General features: G+C 67.9%; 18 protein-coding genes. 11 read left to right on the top strand and 7 right to left on the bottom strand.

Annotation, left to right across the window (positions count from 1 at the left end):
- The first annotated feature begins 21 nt into the window (after window positions 1-21).
- From OHA70_RS07735 to OHA70_RS07705, 7 genes are all read left to right on the top strand, one after another.
- The gene (locus tag OHA70_RS07735) at window positions 22-882 is read left to right on the top strand and encodes a Rossmann-like and DUF2520 domain-containing protein (RefSeq protein ID WP_328330066.1); all 861 of its coding nucleotides are present in this window, start codon (window positions 22-24) and stop codon (window positions 880-882) included.
- Window positions 879-1,706, top strand: a complete 828-nt coding sequence (gene panC / locus OHA70_RS07730) for a pantoate--beta-alanine ligase (RefSeq protein WP_328330065.1) — start codon at window positions 879-881, stop codon at window positions 1,704-1,706. The genes OHA70_RS07735 and panC overlap by 4 nt, the downstream gene beginning before the upstream one ends.
- Window positions 1,707-1,728: 22 nt before the next feature.
- Window positions 1,729-3,390 carry an L-aspartate oxidase gene (locus OHA70_RS07725; RefSeq protein WP_328330064.1) on the top strand — a complete coding sequence of 554 codons (1,662 nt, stop codon included), beginning with the start codon at window positions 1,729-1,731 and terminating at the stop codon, window positions 3,388-3,390.
- Window positions 3,390-4,244, top strand: a complete 855-nt coding sequence (gene nadC / locus OHA70_RS07720; protein ID WP_328330062.1) for a carboxylating nicotinate-nucleotide diphosphorylase — start codon at window positions 3,390-3,392, stop codon at window positions 4,242-4,244. Before OHA70_RS07725 ends, nadC begins: the two co-directional genes overlap by 1 nt.
- A complete protein-coding gene (locus OHA70_RS07715) occupies window positions 4,244-5,002 on the top strand; it encodes a type III pantothenate kinase (protein WP_328330060.1) in 759 nt (252 codons plus the stop codon). Before nadC ends, OHA70_RS07715 begins: the two co-directional genes overlap by 1 nt.
- Before the next feature lie 158 nt (window positions 5,003-5,160).
- Entirely contained in the window at window positions 5,161-5,595 is a 435-nt protein-coding gene (locus OHA70_RS07710; RefSeq protein ID WP_328330058.1) for a hypothetical protein, read from the top strand.
- Window positions 5,596-7,026 (top strand): multicopper oxidase family protein, encoded by a 1,431-nt coding sequence (locus tag OHA70_RS07705; RefSeq protein ID WP_328330056.1) that lies wholly within the window; start codon window positions 5,596-5,598, stop codon window positions 7,024-7,026.
- Here OHA70_RS07705 and OHA70_RS07700 read toward each other — a convergent pair whose 3' ends face one another.
- On the bottom strand, window positions 7,027-7,581 hold the full coding sequence (locus OHA70_RS07700; RefSeq protein ID WP_328330054.1) for a carboxymuconolactone decarboxylase family protein: 555 nt from the start codon (window positions 7,579-7,581) through the stop codon (window positions 7,027-7,029).
- Window positions 7,582-7,613: 32 nt separating this feature from the next.
- The gene (locus OHA70_RS07695; protein WP_328330052.1) at window positions 7,614-8,027 is read right to left on the bottom strand and encodes a TIGR03668 family PPOX class F420-dependent oxidoreductase; all 414 of its coding nucleotides are present in this window, start codon (window positions 8,025-8,027) and stop codon (window positions 7,614-7,616) included.
- Window positions 8,028-8,107: 80 nt separating this feature from the next.
- On the opposite strand from OHA70_RS07695, the gene OHA70_RS07690 reads away from it, so the two are divergent.
- A complete protein-coding gene (locus OHA70_RS07690; RefSeq protein ID WP_328330050.1) occupies window positions 8,108-9,409 on the top strand; it encodes a hypothetical protein in 1,302 nt (433 codons plus the stop codon).
- Here the strand turns inward: OHA70_RS07690 and OHA70_RS07685 are convergent.
- Window positions 9,395-10,078 carry a DedA family protein gene (locus OHA70_RS07685; RefSeq protein ID WP_328330048.1) on the bottom strand — a complete coding sequence of 228 codons (684 nt, stop codon included), beginning with the start codon at window positions 10,076-10,078 and terminating at the stop codon, window positions 9,395-9,397. The genes OHA70_RS07690 and OHA70_RS07685 overlap by 15 nt on opposite strands.
- Window positions 10,079-10,184: 106 nt before the next feature.
- Window positions 10,185-10,754 (bottom strand): ArsR/SmtB family transcription factor, encoded by a 570-nt coding sequence (locus OHA70_RS07680; protein WP_328330046.1) that lies wholly within the window; start codon window positions 10,752-10,754, stop codon window positions 10,185-10,187.
- Window positions 10,755-10,813: 59 nt separating this feature from the next.
- Between OHA70_RS07680 and OHA70_RS07675 the strand changes: the two genes are divergently transcribed.
- The 3 genes from OHA70_RS07675 (at window position 10,814) to OHA70_RS07665 (ending at window position 15,672) form a co-directional block, all read left to right on the top strand.
- Entirely contained in the window at window positions 10,814-12,079 is a 1,266-nt protein-coding gene (locus OHA70_RS07675; protein ID WP_328330044.1) for an MFS transporter, read from the top strand.
- A 376-nt stretch (window positions 12,080-12,455) separates the two neighbouring features.
- Complete coding sequence (locus tag OHA70_RS07670) at window positions 12,456-12,785, top strand: histone-like nucleoid-structuring protein Lsr2 (protein WP_328330042.1); 330 nt, start codon at window positions 12,456-12,458, stop codon at window positions 12,783-12,785.
- Window positions 12,786-13,125: 340 nt separating this feature from the next.
- On the top strand, window positions 13,126-15,672 hold the full coding sequence (locus OHA70_RS07665; protein ID WP_328330040.1) for an ATP-dependent Clp protease ATP-binding subunit: 2,547 nt from the start codon (window positions 13,126-13,128) through the stop codon (window positions 15,670-15,672).
- Between the two features lie 63 nt (window positions 15,673-15,735).
- Here OHA70_RS07665 and OHA70_RS07660 read toward each other — a convergent pair whose 3' ends face one another.
- From OHA70_RS07660 to OHA70_RS07650, 3 genes are all read right to left on the bottom strand, one after another.
- A complete protein-coding gene (locus tag OHA70_RS07660; RefSeq protein ID WP_328330038.1) occupies window positions 15,736-16,254 on the bottom strand; it encodes a hypothetical protein in 519 nt (172 codons plus the stop codon).
- A 489-nt stretch (window positions 16,255-16,743) separates the two neighbouring features.
- The gene (locus OHA70_RS07655; RefSeq protein WP_328330036.1) at window positions 16,744-17,379 is read right to left on the bottom strand and encodes a hypothetical protein; all 636 of its coding nucleotides are present in this window, start codon (window positions 17,377-17,379) and stop codon (window positions 16,744-16,746) included.
- Window positions 17,376-20,060 (bottom strand): hypothetical protein, encoded by a 2,685-nt coding sequence (locus tag OHA70_RS07650; protein ID WP_328330034.1) that lies wholly within the window; start codon window positions 20,058-20,060, stop codon window positions 17,376-17,378. Before OHA70_RS07650 ends, OHA70_RS07655 begins: the two co-directional genes overlap by 4 nt.
- Window positions 20,061-20,200: the final 140 nt, after the last annotated feature.

Below are 20,200 nucleotides of genomic sequence, written 5' to 3'. Positions count from 1 at the left end.
CTGGAACGTACGAGAGTGGATATGGAACGCATCGGCATCATCGGCTCCGGCCGGGCCGGCAGCGCCTTGGGAGCAGCCTTGGCGTCGGCCGGGCATCCCGTCACCGGCGTCACGGCACGCTCGCAGGCATCGTTGGATCGCGCCGCGAGACTCCTTCCGGACGTCCCGGTCCTGGCGGCCGACGAGGTGACGGCTCGGGCAGACGTCGTGCTGGTCGCAGTACCGGACAGTGCGATCAGTGAGGTCGCCCGGAGTCTCCCGCTGACAGCAGAGCAATACGTCGTCCACCTGTCCGGCGCACATGGCCTAGCCGTCCTGCAACCGACAGTGGCGATCCCTGTAGCGCTGCACCCGCCCATGACCTTCACCGGCGACCGCCCCGACCTCAGCGCCATCACCTTCACCGCAACTGCGCCCGAAAGGGCAAGGCCAGTAGTGGAGCGTCTGGTCAAGGCACTAGGGGCTGATCTCCAGTGGGTCGCCGAGGACCAGCGCGCCCGCTACCACGCGGGTGTGGTGCACGGCGCCAACCACCTGACCACCCTGCTCGCACAGGCTTTCGCCGTACTACGAGATGCCGGCATCACCGACCCAGCGGCGACTCTGCGACCCTTGCTGTCCGCAACGCTCGACAACACGCTGCGGTCCGGTCATGATGCGCTCACTGGGCCGATTGCGCGCGGCGATGTCGAGACGGTGGCAGCCCACTTGGCGGTACTACGAGGGCGCACCGCGAGCACGTACGCCGAGCTGGCCCGGGCGACGGTGGACCTGGCGGCGGCGGACGGCCGGCTGGAGCGCAGTACGGCCGAGCGGTTCTACGAAGTACTGGCAGCGCAACCTGTGCTTGAGCGGGATCGAACAGGGGAGGCACCACGGTGAGACTCACCCAGACCAAGGCCGAGCTGCGGGCGGCCGCGGCGATCCGGCCGCGTGCGGTCGTGATGACGATGGGCGCGCTGCACGAGGGCCATGCGGCGTTGCTCGCCGAGGCTCGCGAACGCGTCGGGCCGGACGGCAGCGTGGTGCTGACGATCTTCGTGAACCCCTTGCAGTTCGGGCCGTCCGAGGACTTCGACCGGTACCCGCGGACGCTCGCCAGCGACCTCGCGATCGCCAAGAACGAGGGCGTCGACCTGGTCTTCAACCCGTCCCGCGACGAGCTCTACCCGAACGAGCCGTCCATCACCGTGCATCCCGGCCCACTGGCCGACGAGCTTGAGGGACAGGTCCGGCCGGGGCACTTCACCGGGGTGCTGACGGTGGTGTCGAAGATGCTGCACCTGACTCAGCCTGACCTGGCGCTGTTCGGGGAGAAGGACTACCAGCAGCTCACCCTCATCCGCGAGATGGTCTGCGACCTCGACATGGATGTGGACGTAGTACCGGTGCAGACCGTCCGTGAGCCCGACGGCCTGGCGCTGTCCTCACGCAACCGCTACCTCAATGAGACCGAGCGTGACGAGGCACTGGTCCTGTACCGCGCCCTGACTGCCGGTGCGAAGGCCGGGATGAACGGGCCGGACGCAGTACTTGCTGCGGCCCACGCGGAACTGGAGGCCGTCCCGTCGGTGCAGATCGACTACCTGGCCCTCAGAGCCCCCGACCTGGGCCCAGTGATCGGCCCCGGCGAGGCCAGGATGCTCATAGCGGCCCGAGTAGGTAGTACTCGTCTCATTGACAACATTTCCATAACCCTCCGGTGAAATCGATTGATACCGTCGCGGGATGACTGCTCCTGCTGTGCCGCAGCGGCTGGCTGCGCCTGAACCTGGCTGGACCGACACGGTCGACGTGGTGGTGATCGGCTCGGGGATAGCGGGGCTGACGGCCGCCCTGAGGGCTCGTGAGCTCGGTTCGGTACTGGTGGTGACCAAGGACGTCGTGGCCTCCGGGTCGACGCAGTGGGCCCAGGGTGGGATCGCTGCGGCGCTCAGCCCGGAGGACTCGCCTGAGGACCACTTGAAGGACACCCTGGTCGCCGGGGCCGGGCTGTCGGACCCAGAGGCCGTTCGAGTGCTCGTGACCGAGGGGCCAGACGCAGTACGCGACCTGATCGAGCTTGGCGCCGTGTTCGACAAGGTCGCCGGGGGAGACCTGTCGCTGACCCGTGAAGGCGGCCACCACCGCAACCGGATCGCGCATGCGGGCGGTGACGCCACCGGTGCTGAGATCGAGCGGGCTCTGGTCGCCGCGGTGAAGCGGGCGCCCGACATCCGGATCATCGAGCACGCACTGGTGCTCGACTTGCTCAAAGCTGAAGATGGCGCGGTTGCCGGCGTGACCCTGCACGTCATGGGTGAGGGACAGCTGGACGGCGTCGGCGCGATCCGCAGCCGCGCGGTGATCCTCGCCTCGGGCGGACTCGGCCAGCTGTACGCCGCGACGACCAACCCGAGCGTCTCGACCGGTGACGGGATGGCGCTCGCGTTGCGGGCCGGTGCGAAGGTGCGCGATCTCGAGTTCATCCAGTTCCACCCGACCGTGCTGTGGCTCGGTAAGGGTGCCAAAGGCCAGCAGCCATTGGTGTCCGAGGCCGTCCGCGGCGAGGGCGCCTTCCTGGTCGACCACGAGGGCAAGCGGTTCATGCAGGGTCAGCACGAGCTGGCCGACCTGGCCCCGCGCGACATCGTGGCGAAGGCGATCATGCGCCAGATGCTTGCCTCAGGCAAGGATCACATGTTCCTCGACGCCCGTGGCTTCGGCGACGAGAAGTGGCGGGTGCGCTTCCCGACCATCCTCGCCTCCTGCCGCTCGCACGGCATCGACCCGGTGCACGAGCTGATCCCGGTCGCGCCGGCCTGCCACTACTCGTCCGGTGGGGTCTGGACGGATCTGCAGGGCCAGACCTCCGTGCCCGGGTTGTACGCCTGTGGAGAGGTCGCGTGCACCGGCGTACACGGTGCGAACCGGCTCGCCTCCAACTCGCTCCTCGAGGGCCTCGTCTTCGCCCGCCGGATCGCTGCAACCCTGGCGGCCGACCTGCCGGTACTACGGGAGCCCGCCCCCGACCATCGCGTGCCAGGGCTCGTGGCGGCGGACGTAGTACCGGAGCTGCAACGCGTGATGACGGTCGGTGCCGGGGTGATCCGGAGCGCCAGCGGACTGTCGGAGGCTGGTGACAGACTCGCCAAGCTGATCGAGCAGCCGGCCGAGCAGCCCGGAACACCCGATTGGGAGGCGACGAACCTGGCCACCGTGGCGTCCGCGCTGATCGAGGCGGCGACCACCCGGGAGGAGAGCCGCGGCTCGCACTGGCGGGAGGACTACCCGGATCGCGACGACGAGCACTGGTCGGGCAGTCTGGACCTGACGCTGCCTTCCGAGGATGATTCGGCACGGCCTGCCGCGAAGTTCGTGGCGCAAGCAACACCTGAGGGGAACAAGTAATGGATGACACGCTCGACAAGCAATGGGTCGAGGACCTCGTCCGGGCCACCATCGAGGAGGACCTGGCCGGCGGGGTCGACGTGACCACCACCGCGACGGTCGAGGCGGACCAGGTCTCGGTCGCCGAGTTCGTGGCCCGCGCCGACGGTGTCGTGGCCGGCCTGGAGATCGCCGAACTGGTGGTGCGGCTGATCGCGGGCAAGGACGAGGTCGAGATCGAGCACTCCGTCGCCGACGGCGCACAGGTCAAGGCGGGCGCGGTGCTGATGACTGTGCGCGGCAAGACCCGGCAGCTGCTCACGGCCGAGCGCACGGCGCTCAACCTGCTCTGTCACCTCTCCGGCGTCGCCACGCTGACCAGTCGCTGGGTCCAGGCCGTCGAGGGGACCGGGGCGGTCATCCGCGACACCCGCAAGACGATGCCGCTGCTGCGCCAGCTGGAGAAGTACGCGGTCCGCTGTGGTGGCGGGCGCAACCACCGGATGGCACTGTCCGACGCTGCGCTGATCAAGGACAATCACGTGATCGCCGCTGGTGGCGTCGCGGAGGCGTTCCGGCTGGTCCGCAAGGCTTACCCGGACCTGTCCGTCGAGGTCGAGGTGGACAGTGTCGAGGACGCTCTGATTGCCGTCGAGTCCGGTGCTGAGCTGATTCTGCTGGACAACATGGCGGTCCCAATGCTGCGTGAGGCCGTCGAGAAAGTGGCCGGCCGGGCTCGCCTGGAGGCCTCAGGCGGGTTGACGCTCGAGGTGGCCCGCGAGGTCGCCGAGACCGGCGTGGACTTCCTCGCGGTCGGCGCGCTCACACACTCGGCACCCGTGCTCGACATCGCGATGGATCTCCAGGCTGCCTGATGCTGCTCGCCGTCGCCGTTGAGAACACCAGGACCCTGGTCGGCCTGATCTTCGAGGGCACGGTCAAGCGCCACTGGTGGGTGGGGACGGATCCACGCCGTACTGCGGATGAGTGGGCCGTCCTGCTCGACGGGCTGCTCGCCGGCGAGTCCCCGGTGTCGGGGGTCGCGGTGTGTTCCGCAGTACCGCATGTGCTGCACGAGTTGCGGGATGTTGTTGCTCGGTACTACCGCGAAGTACCGAGTGTCGTCGTCGAGCCCGGTGTGAAGACCGGCCTGCCGGTGCTCGTCGACAACCCGCGTGAGGTCGGTACCGACCGCATCGCCAACGCGCTGGCCGCCGTCAACCGGTATGGCGCCCCCTGCATCGTCGCCGACTTCGGCACCGCGACCACCGTCGACGTGGTCAACGCCAACGGCGCCTTCATCGGCGGCGCGATCGCCCCGGGCATCGAAACCGCCGTCGACGCCCTCGGTGCCTCAGCGGCACAACTGCGCCGGATCGAGCTCGTCCGTCCGCGCTCGGTCGTTGCGAAGAACACCGTCGAGGCCCTGCAGTCGGGCGCGATCTTCGGGTTCGCGTCGCTCGTCGACGGACTGATCACCCGGATCATCGCCGAGCAGGGCTTCGAACAGGTCACCGTGGTGGCCACCGGCGCCTTGGCCTCGCTGGTCGTGGACGAGTCGAGCCAGATCCAGCACCACGAGCCTTTCCTCACCCTGCAAGGCCTGCATTACGCCTTCACCCGCAACAACTGACGGTCACTCTCGGTTCGTCCGGTCTCACCGGCTCGCGGTCTTGTGCACAGCGCGTCACAGGATCACGATGAGGTGAGCGACCCCCGGGCGGGGAGGTCCGGGGCCACGGGCTGGTCCTGTGGTCGCAGCGCGCGGGTCGCGTGGTCCGGGGGAGGATCATGAAATCCATCTATCGCGCACTCGCGAACCTGATCGCTGTAGGTGTCCTGGTTCAGGTCATGGCGATCGGGCTGGCCTGGTTCACCGCCCTCAAGGACGTGGACGACGGCCTGGTGATCGACAAGAACTACGACGGCAACTTCGGCCACCAGCTGCACAGCGTCGTCGGCACGGCGGTGATCCCGCTGCTGGCGATCCTGTTGCTGATCGTGTCGTTCTTCGCCCGGGTGGACGGCGGGATCAAATGGGCGCTGATCGTGTTCGGCCTGGTCGTTTTGCAGATCGCGCTGGCCTTCGCATCCTTCGCGCTGCCGGTGATCGGAGCGCTCCACGCCGCCAACGCGGTAGCGCTGGCCGGGGTCGCGGGGATCGCCGCGAGACGCGCGGCTCCTGCCCGACAACAGGTCCAGGCCGGGACGGAGGCGGCCATCTAGATGAAGCATCGCCGCACCGTGACCGCGATCGCGGCCACGTTGGTGGTGCTCGCCCCGATCGGCTGGTTCTGGCAGCAGAGCCTGGTGCCGGACGGCCTGTCGGCGATGGACATGGGGTACGCCGACTACGGCGGCGGACCGGCGATGCCGGCTGGGCATCACCACGGCAGCAGCGTGGCGGAGCTCAAGCCGGCCGCCGATCGGGCCGCCGACGTCTCGGTGCGGCTGGTTGCGCGCAAGGAACGCTTCGACATCGCCGGCCGCGGGTCGATGGAGGGGTACACGCTCAACCACACCTCGCCGGGCCCGCAGATCAACGCTCGGCAAGGCGATCTGGTCGAGGTGACCCTGGTCAACGAGTCCGTGCCGGACGGGATGACCCTGCACTGGCACGGCGTCGACGTACCGGCTGCCGAGGACGGGGTCGCCGGTGTCACGCAGGACGCGGTGCAGCCGGGCCAGACGTTCACCTACCGATTCGTGGCGGTCGACGCGGGGACGTACTGGTACCACTCGCACCAGCAGTCGCATGAACAGGTGAAGAAGGGCCTGTACGGCGTACTCGTCATCTCACCCGGTACTACGGACCTGGTGGCCGCCGTGCACACCTACGACAAGCTCCGAACGGTCAACGGCGGCTACGGCGAGCGCAGAGTCGCAGCGACCGGCACCGTGCGGCTGCGACTGATCAACACGGACAACGGCCCAATGGCGGCCTGGGTAAACGGCACCGGCTACCGCGTGCTCGCAGTGGACGGTACTGCGGTGAACGGACCGACCGCTGTCGAGGGGAAGTCCGTACTGGTGACAGCAGGCGGCCGCATTGACCTAGAGCTCACCCTCCCGCCCGGCAAGGCCGTCCGGATCGGCCTGGGCGGTGGCCCCACCACGCTGGTGATCGGCGACGGTGACGCACCGACCGCCACCGAGCCCAAGGATCGCGTAGACCTCCTGACCTACGGAAAGCCCGCCGCCCTACCCTTCGATCCGTCGAAAGCGGACCGCCACTTCGACTACCGAATCGGCCGCCGCATCGGCTTCTTCAACGGCAAACCCGGTCTCTGGTGGACGATCAACGGCCACCAGTACCCCGACGTCCCCATGTTCATGGTTGCCGAAGGCAACGTAGTCACGATGACCATCAAAAACACCTCAGGCCAGGTCCACCCCATGCACCTCCACGGCCACCACGTAGTCGTCCTCAGCCGCAACGGCACCCCCGCCACCGGCAGCCCCTGGTGGACCGACTCCCTCAACGTAGAAGACAACGAAACCTACGAAGTCGCCTTCGTAGCCGACAACCCCGGCATCTGGATGGACCACTGCCACAACCTCCCCCACGCAGCCCAAGGCCTGATCACCCACCTCATGTACGAAGGAGTAACCACCCCGTACCGCCTCGACGGCTCCAGCCACAACCGGCCGGAGTAGTCACTCGATCGCGCGGCCTACCGAGAGCTTTTCCACGAGGGTGGCGGGGAGTTGCGTTTTGAAGGCTGGGTCCGGGGTGGTGCCGGTGGCGTCGAGGGTTTTGGAGAAGAAGGAGCGGGCGGCGGCTGCCAGGGAGACGTCGAGGACGTCGTCGTCGGAGAGGCCGAGGGAGCGTAGTTCGTCGACGTCGGTCTGGGTCACGGTGTCGGCGGCCAGGGCTACCTTGCGGGCGAAGGCCATCACGGCGCGGTCGACGGGGTCCGGGGCAGGGGAGTCGACCAGGGCTGCGACGTCTTCATGGAAGGTGTCGGCCAGGACCTGGCCGTGGGCGAGGGTGCAGTAGCTGGATTTCAGGGCGGTGGCGGCGGCCAGGGTGGCGAGTTCGTAGCGGCGGAGGTCCATGTTGGCCTTCACCGCGCCGTTGAGTTGCTTCCAGGCCTCGTAGACGTCGGGGCGGGAAGCGAACATCGCGACGAAGTTCGGGATGTGGCCGGCGGCAGCGCGGTTGTCGTCCAGGAAGCCGGGTGGTGGTGTGGACGGACTGATGAATGCCATCTGAGATTCCCCCTCGGAGCTGACTTACCAAGTTAGCTGAAGGACCAGCCGGACCAGGTCTCGATCGCGACGGTGATCACCGGGCCGCGTGGGGGATCGGCGACGTACTGCGGGTACTTGGCCGCGAGCAGTTCGATCGCGGCCGGGTTCTCCGCGTCCACCCGGGCGGTGCCGTCGGCTCGGACCCACCAGAGTTGCCGCCAGTCGGCGTCGTACCGGTCGCAGAGCAGAGCGACCTGGGGGTTGGCGGCGATGTTGCGGAGTCGTCGCAGGTCGGTGGTCGACTTGGGCTTCTGATCGACGGCGATCACGATCACGTCGGCCGAGAGGGCGAAGACAACCGGGACGAGATGCGGCCGGAGTGGGTCGCCCGGGCTGATACTGGCGAGGTAGGCATGGTCGGCCGCGGTGAACCGTTCGCGGCAGGTGTCCGCAGTCAGTCGCACGCTGCCGACCCTAGCCGGGATCCGGGTTGGGGCCGGTAGGTATGGTCTACGCGACCGTCCGCGAGTTTGGGTGAGGCCAGATGGTGAGGTTCCGCAGCGTCGTATCGGCCGCCCTGGCGACCGCGATCGGCGCGACCCTGCTGACCGCTTGTTCGTCGGATCCCATCCCGACCAAGGTGACGATCGCCTGGGCCGACAGCACCCGGCAAGAGGTCAAGGTCAGCTGGGACGACTCCAGCGCCCCGAACCGCATCACCATCGAGGGCGTGCTCAGCACCAGCCCGTCGTACGTGAAGTTCATCGCCGCCGACGCCCCCAACACCTGGGCGATCCCGGCGTCGGCCTTCCCGCCGGACGGCAGCTACAAGGTCTCCGTCGGCATCGGCACCTCGACCGGCGGGATGACCAGCAAGCTCGCCAGCTCACCGGTCTTCGACACGAGCGGACCCGTCCGGCCGAACGGCGCGTCGGCGACCCCGACCGGCAAGAGCGACGTCCTGATCCGCTGGACGGTACCGCCCCAGCCGGAGGACTTCACCCTGAACGACCCGCTCGACGTGGCCGCCCAGACCCAGCTGTACGTCCCCGTCGTCGGCCGCCCTGGCCAACCGCTGCGCAGCGCCGGCCCGGGCACCACCTCGACGCGGCAGGTGGTCAAGAACCTGAAGCCGCCGTACCTCTTCCAGCTGCGCGCCCAGAACGAGTGGTCGACGGCCGTCGGCGGCCAGATCACGGCCCGGACCAGTACCACCGAGGCCTCGATCCCCGCCGTCGCGCAGTACGGGCTGCCGATCAAGATCCGCGGCCGGTCGATCCTCCAGCAGGTTGTCTGCGCCGACGAAGGTAGCTGCGTGCAGCAACGTACGACGTCCGCCGGGCTGCCCGTCGTGGTACTGACCCAGGTGACTCCCCGTGGGCGCTGGACACCGGCCGGGCGTGGCAAGACCACTTCGGGCGGGCACTACGAGATCCCGGTCGTGACGAGCGCCAGCCGGCCATACAAGGTGATGACCGAGGACTACAGCGAGGTCGGCTCGGTCGCCTCGCAGTCGACGAGCAAGGCGCGGCTGACTCGCACGGTCGTCCGGATCCAGACGACCGGCTTCCTCGGCGGCGCGATGAAGAAGCGCGGCGAGACGGTCACCGCGATCGTCGTGGTCAGGCCGGCCATGAACACGGTGGTCACCTTCCAGTCCTGGAACAAGCAGTCCAGGCACTGGGTCAGCCTGCGGGTCCCGATGCGCAGGGGACAGGCAGTGATCGCCTTCAAGGTCACCCAGCCCGGCATCTTCGCCTACCGGTTCGTGGTCCCCGCCGCGATGTCGCTGGGCCGCCCGATGCTCGGCAAGACGACCCAGACCCTGGCCCTAAGCGTCCGCTGACTCAGCGGGTACTGCGCCCGCGTCGGCCGCGGGTTCCGTGACCGCCGGTACCGCGTGGCGCCGCTTGCGGATCTTGTAGACCGCGTACGCCACCACGAGCGCGGCGCCGATCGCGACCAGGGCCCAGACCGACACCTCGCCGAAGATCTTGTCGGCGTTGTCCCCGACCTTGTACGCGACCACGCCGATCGTGGTCGACCAGGCGATACCGCCGGCCGCGTTGGCGGCCAGGAACCGTGGGTAGTGCATCCGCAGCATGCCCGCCATCGGGCCGGCGAAGATCCGCAGCAGTGCGACGAACCGGCCGAAGAAGACCGTCCAGACGCCGTACTTGTGGAAGTACCTCTCCGCCTTCACGATCCGTTCCTCGGAGAAGTGGTGGAACCGCCGGCCGAGCCGCTCGAACAGCCCGCGACCCGCCTTCCGGCCGATGAAGTACCCGATCGAGTCGCCGATGATCGCGCCGGCCGCGGCCGCGGCGATCACGAAGACGATGTTCAGGTCGTGCTGCGACGCCAGCAGCGCGGCGGCGATCAGCGTCGTCTCGCCGGGCAGTGGCACACCCATCGACTCGACCCCGATCACCAGGCCGACCACCAGATAGGCGAGGATCGCCACCCCACCGGTCGGGATCGCGATCGCCAGCGCATGTAATGTCGTTGCCCCCATACCCCCATCCTGGCACCGCGAGGCAAGCGAATAGCTGATCTGGGAGCTATTCCGGGGGAATTTCAGGGTTTCTTCGGCTGAATCGTTCGGTGACGGTCCGTGACGTTCAGTCGTCGGCCGGCGGCTTGCCGGTGGGGATAATTGCCAGCAAGGTGCTGACCTGCCGGGTGCCGGCCGGGTGATTGGCGGCCGAGCGGCCGCGACGGTAGCGGTCGAGCACCTCGAGCAGGTCCTTGTCGAGTTGCTTGGTCTCGGCCTTGGTGAGCCACAGCCGGCTGCGGTTCAGCGCGCTGACGCCGTCCCAGGGGTCGTCGCTGGGCAGCTCCTCGAACTGCTCCATCATCCGGTCGACGTTGCTGCGCATGATCGCCTGACTGGCCAGCCGGCCGGCGCCGTTGGGCTGGTTCGGCACCACCAGGCTGGTGGCGGGCGCCTTCCAGGGCCGTTCGCGCCCGTCGGTCGAACTCTCGGCCCGCTCGATGATGCCCCAGCGCTCGAGTGCGCGCAGGTGATAGCTGGTCGCCGACGGGGTCAGCCCGGCCAGCTCGGCGCATTCGGTCGCGGTCAGCACGCGGCCGGAGTACAGCTCGTCGATGATCCGCTGCCGGGCCGGGTGCGCCAGGGCGCGGATCGCTCGCGGGTCGGTCAGCACCACGCGCTTCTTCTTCGCGGCCACGCCCGACAGCGTAGCCGGTCCCTTGACGATCCGATATCTGAAGCATTAGCTTCAGAGTTATGAAGCAACCACTTCACACTTCCGGTACTACGGCAGCGGCTCCGCTCTGGTCGCACCGCGACATCCGGCTGGTCCTGCCGGCCCGCGCGGTCTCGTACGCCGGGGACTCGATCGCCCTGGTGGCGTTGATGCTCCGGGTCTCCGACGGCACTGGCTCGACGGCGGCGATCACCGCGTTGCTGCTGGCCTTCGCCGTGCCGACCGTGGTGATGATCCCGTTCGCGGGCCGGATCGTGGATGCGTACGACTCGCGTCGCGTACTGGTGTTGGCGTCGTTGCTCCAGGCGGCGGCCGGTATCGGGCTCGCCCTCAGTCACGGCCTGGCGGCCACCTTGGCGCTGGTCTGCTTGCTGCAGGTCGGCCAAGCGGTCGCAGGACCGGCCTGGGCAGCGCTGATCCCACGGATCGTCGGCGACGAGCTGGTGGGCCGGGCCACCGGGGCCAGCCAGGCTCTGATCGGTGCAGCGACTCTGGTTGGGTCGGCCGCGGGCGGCGTACTGGTCGGGCTCACAGGTGACCGGGTCGCTCTCCTGGTCGATGCCTCGACCTTCCTCGGGCTGGCCGTCATCGCCCAGCTGGTTCGGACCCGCCGTACTCCGTTGCCGGGAGCACCGAAGGAGCGTGGGGCCATGACGGCCGGTCTACGCAGCCTCTTCGCCGACAAGCTGCTGCAGGTGCTCGTACCTGCCCTGTGGGTGTTCATCCTGGTCGGGGAGGCGGTGAATGTGGTCGAGGTCCTGCTGATCAGGAACGAGATAGGTCTCGGCCCGACCGGCTACGGACTGGTACTGGCCGCCCAGGGAGCAGGTGCCATCGCCGGGGCCTGGTTCACGGGCCGGTTGAAGAGCGATCTGACTCGCACCCGGGCAGTTTTGGCCGGTACTGCGGCCATTGGCGCCTCCTGTGTACTCATGGGCCTGGCCGGTGGAGTGGTTCCGCTGGTGATCGGGGCGGTAACAGTGGGTTTCGGTGGAGGGATGCTCAATGCCGCAACGAGCACCTTGGTAGTGACCCGCTCGCTCGATGCTCTCCGTGGCCGGGTAGTGGCTGCATTAACCGGTACTGCGCGCGCGTGCTCGTTGGTGGCTCTACTCCTGGGTGGCGTCACCGGTTCGCTGCTCGGGCCTCGGGCCACCTTCGTCGTCGCCGGGGTGCTCGCCGTCGGCTGCGCAGTGGTTACGGGTGTTCTGGTGGCCCGGAGGGACGTAGTACGGGCAAAGGATTCGTTGCCGGTGGCGGTCGGTCACCAGGCTATCGGCGATTAGGATTCGGCCGGCTATCGGTGACTATCCGGAGCTGAACGATCCGGTGATCCGGCGTGAACGCCTGGTAGCACAGCCGTTGCCGGGCCCGGCCGGCCGGCCGACTTTCTGAATCGGCACCCGGCCGTTGCATAGCACAACCAACGGCCAAATCCATTCCCGGGTCCGATTCTTTCCACGATCCGGCGGGTGAGCGCGATGAATACCCATCGTCACGACGGATGCGCTGCGTCGGCGGGTTCGGAGGCTTTAGTCACATCTTTCCTGCCCATTCCGCCTGTTGAATGACAAGTTGCCGGTTTGTGCTGTAGAAATCAGTAACAAGAAATTCGGCAGGGGGATTGTGCCCGGTGGCGGGCGCGGAAAGGACTGTCACAAGATGGCGCAAAGGGTTCAGGTGGTTCTCGAGGACGATCTCGACGGCGGTAAGGCCGACGAGACCGTGACCTTCGGACTGGACGGTTCGACGTACGAGATCGACCTGTCGAAAAAGAATGCGGCCAAGCTGCGCGACGCCCTGGCCGGCTATGTCGGCGCCGGGCGCCGGGTCTCCGGCCGCCGGGGTAGCGCCGGCCGGACCCGCGGCCGCGGCCGGTCCGCGACCGACTCCGCGGACATCCGCGCGTGGGCCAAGGACAACGGCTACGAGGTCAGCGAGCGCGGCCGGATCTCGGCCGAGGTCCGCGCGGCCTACAACGACGCGAAGTAGTTTTTTCCGGACTTTGCCGGTCCCGGTGCCTGTTGAAGGCGCCGGGACCGTCCGCATTCCGGCCGTTTCACAGTGTGGACAGATCCGGGCGGGTCGGCGCGAGCCGGTCCCTGACCGGGCAGCAATGCGGATGAATTCGCTGGTGGCGAACACCGGGCGCGCCGGGAACACCGGGGCGCTGAGCGGGGTTGTTCCCTTGTGATCCCCACTTCGCGGCCGTACCGGAGGACTTCGCTTGTTCGCTGAGAGCGAGCCCGTCGGTGCCGGGGACTAGCATGCATGTACGGGGGTCGGCCTACACGGCACGTCCGACTCCTCTGAGGCAAGGAGCGCTTTGGCGATGTTTGAACGATTTACGGACCGCGCCCGTCGGGTAGTCGTCCTGGCCCAGGAAGAGGCCAGGATGCTCAGCCACAACTACATCGGGACCGAGCACATCCTGCTCGGCCTGATCCACGAGGGTGAGGGTGTCGCCGCCAAGGCTCTGGAGAGCCTTGGTATCTCGCTGGAGGCTGTCCGTTCTCAGGTCGAGGAAATCATCGGCCAGGGACAGCAGGCTCCGAGCGGCCACATCCCGTTCACCCCTCGCGCCAAGAAGGTACTGGAGCTCTCCCTGCGTGAGGCCCTGCAGTTGGGCCACAACTACATCGGCACCGAGCACATCCTGCTCGGCCTCATCCGCGAGGGTGAGGGTGTCGCCGCGCAGGTCCTGGTCAAGCTCGGAGCGGACCTGAACAAGGTCCGGCAGCAGGTCATCCAGCTGCTTTCGGGATACCAGGGCAAGGAGACGGCGACCGCCGGCTCCGGGGCCACCGAAGGTGCCCCGAGCAGCTCTCTGGTGCTCGACCAGTTCGGCCGGAACCTCACCCAGGCCGCCCGCGAGTCCAAGCTCGACCCGGTGATCGGGCGCGAGAAGGAGATCGAGCGGGTCATGCAGGTGCTGTCCCGGCGGACCAAGAACAACCCGGTCCTGATCGGTGAGCCGGGCGTCGGCAAGACCGCGATCGTCGAGGGCCTGGCCCAGGCGATCGTGCGTGGCGACGTGCCCGAGACCCTGAAGGACAAGCAGATCTACACGCTCGACCTCGGCGCGCTGGTGGCCGGGTCGCGCTATCGCGGTGACTTCGAGGAGCGGCTGAAGAAGGTCCTCAAGGAGATCCGCACCCGCGGCGACATCGTGCTGTTCATCGACGAGATCCACACCCTGGTGGGTGCGGGTGCCGCCGAGGGCGCGATCGACGCGGCCAGCATCCTGAAGCCGATGCTGGCCCGTGGCGAGCTGCAGACCATCGGCGCCACCACCCTCGACGAGTACCGCAAGTACGTCGAGAAGGACGCCGCGCTGGAGCGCCGCTTCCAGCCGATCCAGGTGGCCGAGCCCTCGATCGCACACACGATCGAGATCCTCAAGGGTCTGCGGGACCGCTACGAGGCGCACCACCGGGTCACCATCACCGACCCGGCCCTGGTCGCCTCGGCGCAGATGGCCGACCGGTACATCTCGGACCGCTTCCTCCCGGACAAGGCGATCGACCTGATCGACGAGGCCGGTTCCCGGTTGCGGATCCGCCGGATGACCGCTCCGCCGGACCTGCGCGAGTTCGACGAGAAGATCGCGAACGTGCGCCGGGAGAAGGAGTCGGCGATCGACGCCCAGGACTTCGAGCGGGCGGCCTCTCTTCGTGATGACGAGAAGAAGCTGATCAACGCGAAGGCCGAGCGGGAGAAGCAGTGGAAGGCCGGCGACATGGACGTCGTCGCCGAGGTCGACGAGGAGCTGATCGCCGAGGTGCTCAGCACCGCGACCGGCATCCCCGTCTTCCAGCTGACCGAGGAGGAGTCCTCGCGACTGCTGAAGATGGAGGAGGAGCTGGCCAAGCGGTACATCGGTCAGGTCGACGCCGTGAAGGCGCTGTCCCGGTCGATCCGGCGGACCCGTGCGGGTCTGAAGGACCCGCGCCGGCCGAGCGGCTCGTTCATCTTCGCCGGCCCGTCCGGTGTCGGTAAGACCGAGCTGTCCAAGGCACTGACCGAGTTCCTGTTCGGTGACGAGAAGTCGCTGATCAGCCTCGACATGTCGGAGTACTCCGAGAAGCACACGGCCTCGCGGCTGTTCGGTTCGCCTCCCGGGTACGTCGGCTACGAAGAGGGCGGCCAGCTGACCGAGAAGGTCCGCCGCAAGCCGTTCAGCGTGGTGCTGTTCGACGAGGTGGAGAAGGCCCACCCGGACATCTTCAACTCGCTGCTGCAGATCCTGGACGAGGGTCGTCTGACCGACGCCCAGGGCCGCGTGGTCGACTTCAAGAACACCGTGATCATCATGACCACGAACCTGGGCACCCGGGACATCGCCAAGTCGGTCAGCACCGGCTTCCAGCGAGCCAACGACGTGGTCGGGTCGTACGACAAGATGAAGGCGAAGGTGACGGACGAGCTGAAGCAGCACTTCCGTCCCGAGTTCCTGAACCGCGTCGACGAGATCGTGGTCTTCCACCAGCACGGCAAGGAAGAGATCGTGCAGATCGTCGACCTGATGGTCGCGCAGGTGGAAGAGCGGCTGAAGGACAAGGACATGGGCATCGAGCTCACCCCGGCGGCGAAGGCACTGGTCGCCGAGCGTGGCTTCGACCCGATCCTGGGCGCCCGCCCGCTGCGTCGCGCGCTGCAGCGTGACGTGGAGGACGTGCTCGCCGAGAAGATCCTGTTCGGGGAACTGCGTCCCGGCCAGATCGTGCTTGTCGACGTCGCCCCCGAGGGCACCGTCAGCGAGGACGGCGTACCGGAGTTCTTCACCTTCACCGGCGCTCAGAAGAGCACCGCTGCGGACCCGGACCTGGAACTCACCGAGATCGCCGGCGGCGGCACCTCGGGCCTCCAGGACACCTGAGTCCCCTAGTAGCACCGAAGGGCCCCGCGGACGCCACGTCCGCGGGGCCCTTCGCTGTCCCCATCAGTTCGTACGACTGATCGTGTGGCTGTTCATGCGGCTGTACCGAAGTCCCCGAAGCCCTCGGACCCCCAGCGCCGCCCAGCCCGCACCCAGCACGACCGCGTACACCCGCATCCCAGGGCCGGCCCCGGACGCCACCAACACTCCCGCAGCCCCCACCACCTGCAGCCCGGTAAACCACAACAACGGCCGGTACGCCGCCGGACTCCACTCAGTCCGCCCATGCCCAACAGCAGCCGGTACTCCGCTCAACCCCAGCACTGCCACGGCCCCCGCACCCACCCGCCCCGGCAGGAAGCCGAGCCCATCAGCCCCGAACACCCCAGCCAACCCTCCGATGCCGACCGGACCACCGCCGAACACCCCGCCGACTCCGCCGAACACCCCGCCGACTCCGCCGAACACCCCGCCGACTCCGCCGAACAGCCCGACGACCCCATAGCCCCCGAGCCCCAGCGACAGGCAAGCCACCACCACGGGCAACCACACCCGCATCCGGCGGACAGCGATGAGGCTCACCCCTCCACCTTCCCGCACCCCAACCCCCACCACCTCAACCCCGCGAGGGACCCCCTCCCTCCACCGAGCGACCCAAACCCGCCACGCCCCCCAGAAAGCGCCCTGCCCCACACCGCCCCACAACTGGCGACCTCGGACACCAACTAGGCACCTTGAACAAGTTATTGCCTGTCCGAGGTAGCCACTGGATGTCCGAGGTAGCCACTGGATGTCCGAGGTAGCCACTGGATGTCCGAGGTAGCCACTGGATGTCCGAGGTGGCCAGTGGTTGTCCGAGCCCGCCAGTGGTGGGCTCGGACACCAACTGGGGACCTTGAACAAGTTATTGCTTGTCCGAGGTCGTCACGGGGTGTCCGAGGTGGCCGGTGGGGGTCCGAGGTCGCCAGTGGTGGGGTTGGGCGGGGCCCGCCCGTTTGGGGAGCGGGTGGGTGTGGGGTCGGGGAGGTTTCTGGCCGGCTTTGGGGTGGGTTGTACGCCCGGATCGGGCTATTAGCCTCCTCGGTTCGGTGGGCCGCCGGGTGGGCCGGCTCGGTTCGGCAAGTTCGGGGCGCCGGGTGGGCCGGCTCGGCTCGGCAAGTTCGGGGCGCCGGGCGGGGTGGGCGAGATGGGGCGGTGGAGGTGGCGGAGGCGGGAGTGGGCGGTGGTTAGGGAGTCGGGGGTTGGGGGTTGGGGGTGGAGGTGGGTGGTTAGGAGGTGGGCTGTGGTGGTTAGGAGCCAGATGGTGGTGGTGATAAGGGCGAGGGTGGGGCCTGGGCCTGGCCAGGTGTCGGTGAGGGGGAGGGCCTCGGACTGCCAGCAGGTGGCTAGGTGGATGAGGGTGATGACGGCGGTGGTTGCTGCGCTGGCTTGGGATTTGGGGCCGGGAGGTAGCGCGAGGGTGAGGATGGTGGTGATGAGGGCGGCTGCCCAGGTGAGGGCGAGGGTGGGGTGGATTTCTATGCCTAGTTGCCAGACGGACAGGCCCAGGCGGCGGCTGAAGGTCCACGGGAGCAGCAATGTGAGTCCGGTTGCGACGGCCGCCAGCAGCATCGCGAGGGCGAACCATCGGTGCTGTTGAGTAGCCAGCTCCTGCTCGAGGGCGTCGAGCTTCACCGGGAGTTGTTCGTCGGGTGGCAGTTCGGTCATCGCGGGTCCAGCCGGACGATGTCGTTGCCTAAGGCAAAGAAAAGAGTCTTGCCGATGACGGTGACTTCGTCGGCTGCTTGCGGTACTCCTTGGGCCGGACCGCCGATCGTGGTGATCCGTCCAGGACCCTCGACGCGGACCAGGTTGCTGCCGTCGTACCCCCAGAGCTTGCCGTCTGGCCCGGCGGACCAGCTGCCGTCCGTCGTCCACTGACTCGGCGCGACGCTGGTCGACGAAATCGGCCAGCCGGTGGCGGCCCCACCGAAGAGCGGAGTGGTCCGCCCGTTCCGGCCCACCAGCACAAGCCGCTCATCGAGCACCATCGCCGCATCCCCAGAACTCAACTGGACAAGGCCGTCCGGCCGCAGCCCGCCCGCCACCTGGACCCGCCTGACCTGCGCACCTGGCCCATAGAAGTTGTAGAGGTTCCCACCGATCGCAGTAACGAGCCGATCCCCAGCAGCAGCCGCGAACTCGCCCCGCTGGCTAGGCAGTCCAGGCGCAGGATCCCGTACGACCGTGGTCGAGCCACCCACCAGATGGACACCGACTTCGTTGGACGCCTTACCCGGTCCGCTCACAGTCCACCAGACACCGCCCAGACCGTCCGGAGCCCATACATGCGCCGCATTGGGCAAGCGGACCTGCACCAGCCGCCCAGTCCCGTCCAGCCCGAGCTGAGTCGCAGTACCGGCCGCTACCTTCCCCGGCGGATCCACAGCAGGCACCACCGGCAACACAGTCGCCCTGTACTCCGTACTCCCACCAGCCGGCGTCCGGCGATCACACCGTGCGTCCGGCTCGGGCGCAGCAGGGTATGACGAGGCCGCATCGGCAGCACCCGCGATCTCAAGCACCTGGTCGCCACCACCAGGCGACGTCCCCACCAACACCGACCCATCCGGCCGCGCCTCGATGCTGTCCACCCCAGCGGCTCCGCCCGGCAGCTCACGCAGTACGCCATCTGGTGTGACGACTGCAGTCGGGGAGCTACCCCCGAGCCACACGTTGCCGTGTACGTCGACAGCGAAGGCGTCGACCGTCAGCGACGAGCTAGCAGCGTCTCTGCTCAGCGAACAGCCAGCCGGTGCGATCCCGGTGAGCTGCTGCGGCTTGGAGCCCGGCCGGAGCAGAGCCAGCCCAGTACGACTGGTTCGCCAAGCAGTAGTGCCGTCCGGCCCGCTAGAGACCGCATTGCCCGGTGCACCCGGCCCCGGGTCCACCACGTAGGCACTGAGGTCCAGGCCAGGCCGCAAGCGATCGGCCGGGATCTGCCACGTGGTTGCGCCTCCCCAGATGACGACCGACCGGTCCGCATTGCGATGCGTGAGAGCCGGGCCTTGGCCGGTAGCAAGTACATCCACGTCGGGCGTCACGTAGTACGTGTTATCGGGGTTCTTGTGGCTCAGGCTGACGTCGGCCGTCACGAGCGTCAGTGGGACGGCCAGGATCGCCCAGGGGCGGCTGCCGGCTCCACCGGCGAGCATGACCATCTTGTTGTCCTCGACACCGAGCAGGGCAGGTGGTGTCACGCCATGCCCCAAGGTGACCCGCGGGAGCGCCACCCCGTCGCGGTACTCGAACAGAGTCGACCCTTCCGAACCAGTACGCCCGAGAAGCCACTGGCCCGGCGAACCGTCCAGTCGCCCGGCGATCGAGTCCAGCGGGTCCGACGTGCCGATTGCGACGCGCATGCCGAACCTGTCGACCAGTTGCCCGCTCTGCAGATCCAGCAGCCGATGCGGAACCCCTGCAACCACTAGAGGCTCGTACTTCGCACCTGCAGCGGAAGGTGCGAACGCTCCGGCCGTTGCGCCGACAACCCCAGCCAGTAAGGCCGCAAGCAGTTGGCGTCCGCGAGCAACACCGACGCCGAGCAACCCGACATCGAGCAACCCGAGGCCGAGCAACGCGACGCCGAGTCCCAGTGCGAGCCAGGCGCCGATCCCCGGTCGGTAGCCGACGCCATCGGACAGCTGGTCCGGCAATTGGACCAGTGCCGAGAGAACGCCTGCTATTACGAGAGTGCCGGCCAGTACGGATGCAGGTCGCAGCACTGGCATCAACCGAGCGACAGCTGCGCAGAGCACGGCGATGGCGGCTAGGGCGAGCAGTACAGCCCAGGTCTCGGCGTACGGGAGTTCCCAGAGTTGGACGCGGATCAGGCCGGCCTCTGCGCCGGCCGGGCCGAGGGATACCGGGTCGCGGAGTTCGCGCCAGGGGAGAACAGTTGAAAGCAGGAGCATCGCGGCGAGCGAGCCGGCCAGAACGGGGACGACGACCGGGCGCGAGATCGCCGGCCGCTCGGTTGATGCGACCAATTCGAGGAAGATTGCTCGCAATTCGGACTGATCGAGACTTTCTTTCGAAGAATTTTCCGCCGCCGAGGAGTCGCCGAGCAGCGGTGAAACAGTCGGCAACCTGGTCGCCCAATAGGTGGCGATGACCGCTGCCAGCCCGCCCGAGACGACGAAACCGATCACAGCCGGTGAGGTCGCGCAGCCTGATCGCCCTTGCCAGGCAAGGCCGGTCCATGCGGTCGCGGCGACGAGTACGACCGCTACCGCACCCCAACCGCGCACCTGCCGGCGAAGCGCGATTCTGTCCGCAGACAAGCGATCCGCGAGTACCAGGGCGATCAGCGTGAGGGGTAGTAGGAGAGCCGCGCCGCGGCCGCTCACGGGCTGGGTTGTTGCCCGCCAGAGGTAACAGCCTGTGCTCGCGCTGCCTGGCAACAGGATGGCCACCGCGGAGACCACCGAGAGACACGCGAGGGTTACACCTTGCCACTGGGTTCGTCGTAAGGTCCTTCGGTGTCCCA

The sequence above is a fragment of the Kribbella sp. NBC_00382 genome, assembly GCF_036067295.1.
Taxonomy (GTDB): domain Bacteria; phylum Actinomycetota; class Actinomycetes; order Propionibacteriales; family Kribbellaceae; genus Kribbella.
Note: the sequence above shows the minus strand (reverse complement) of the source record. Positions and strands in the feature narration are given on the sequence as shown.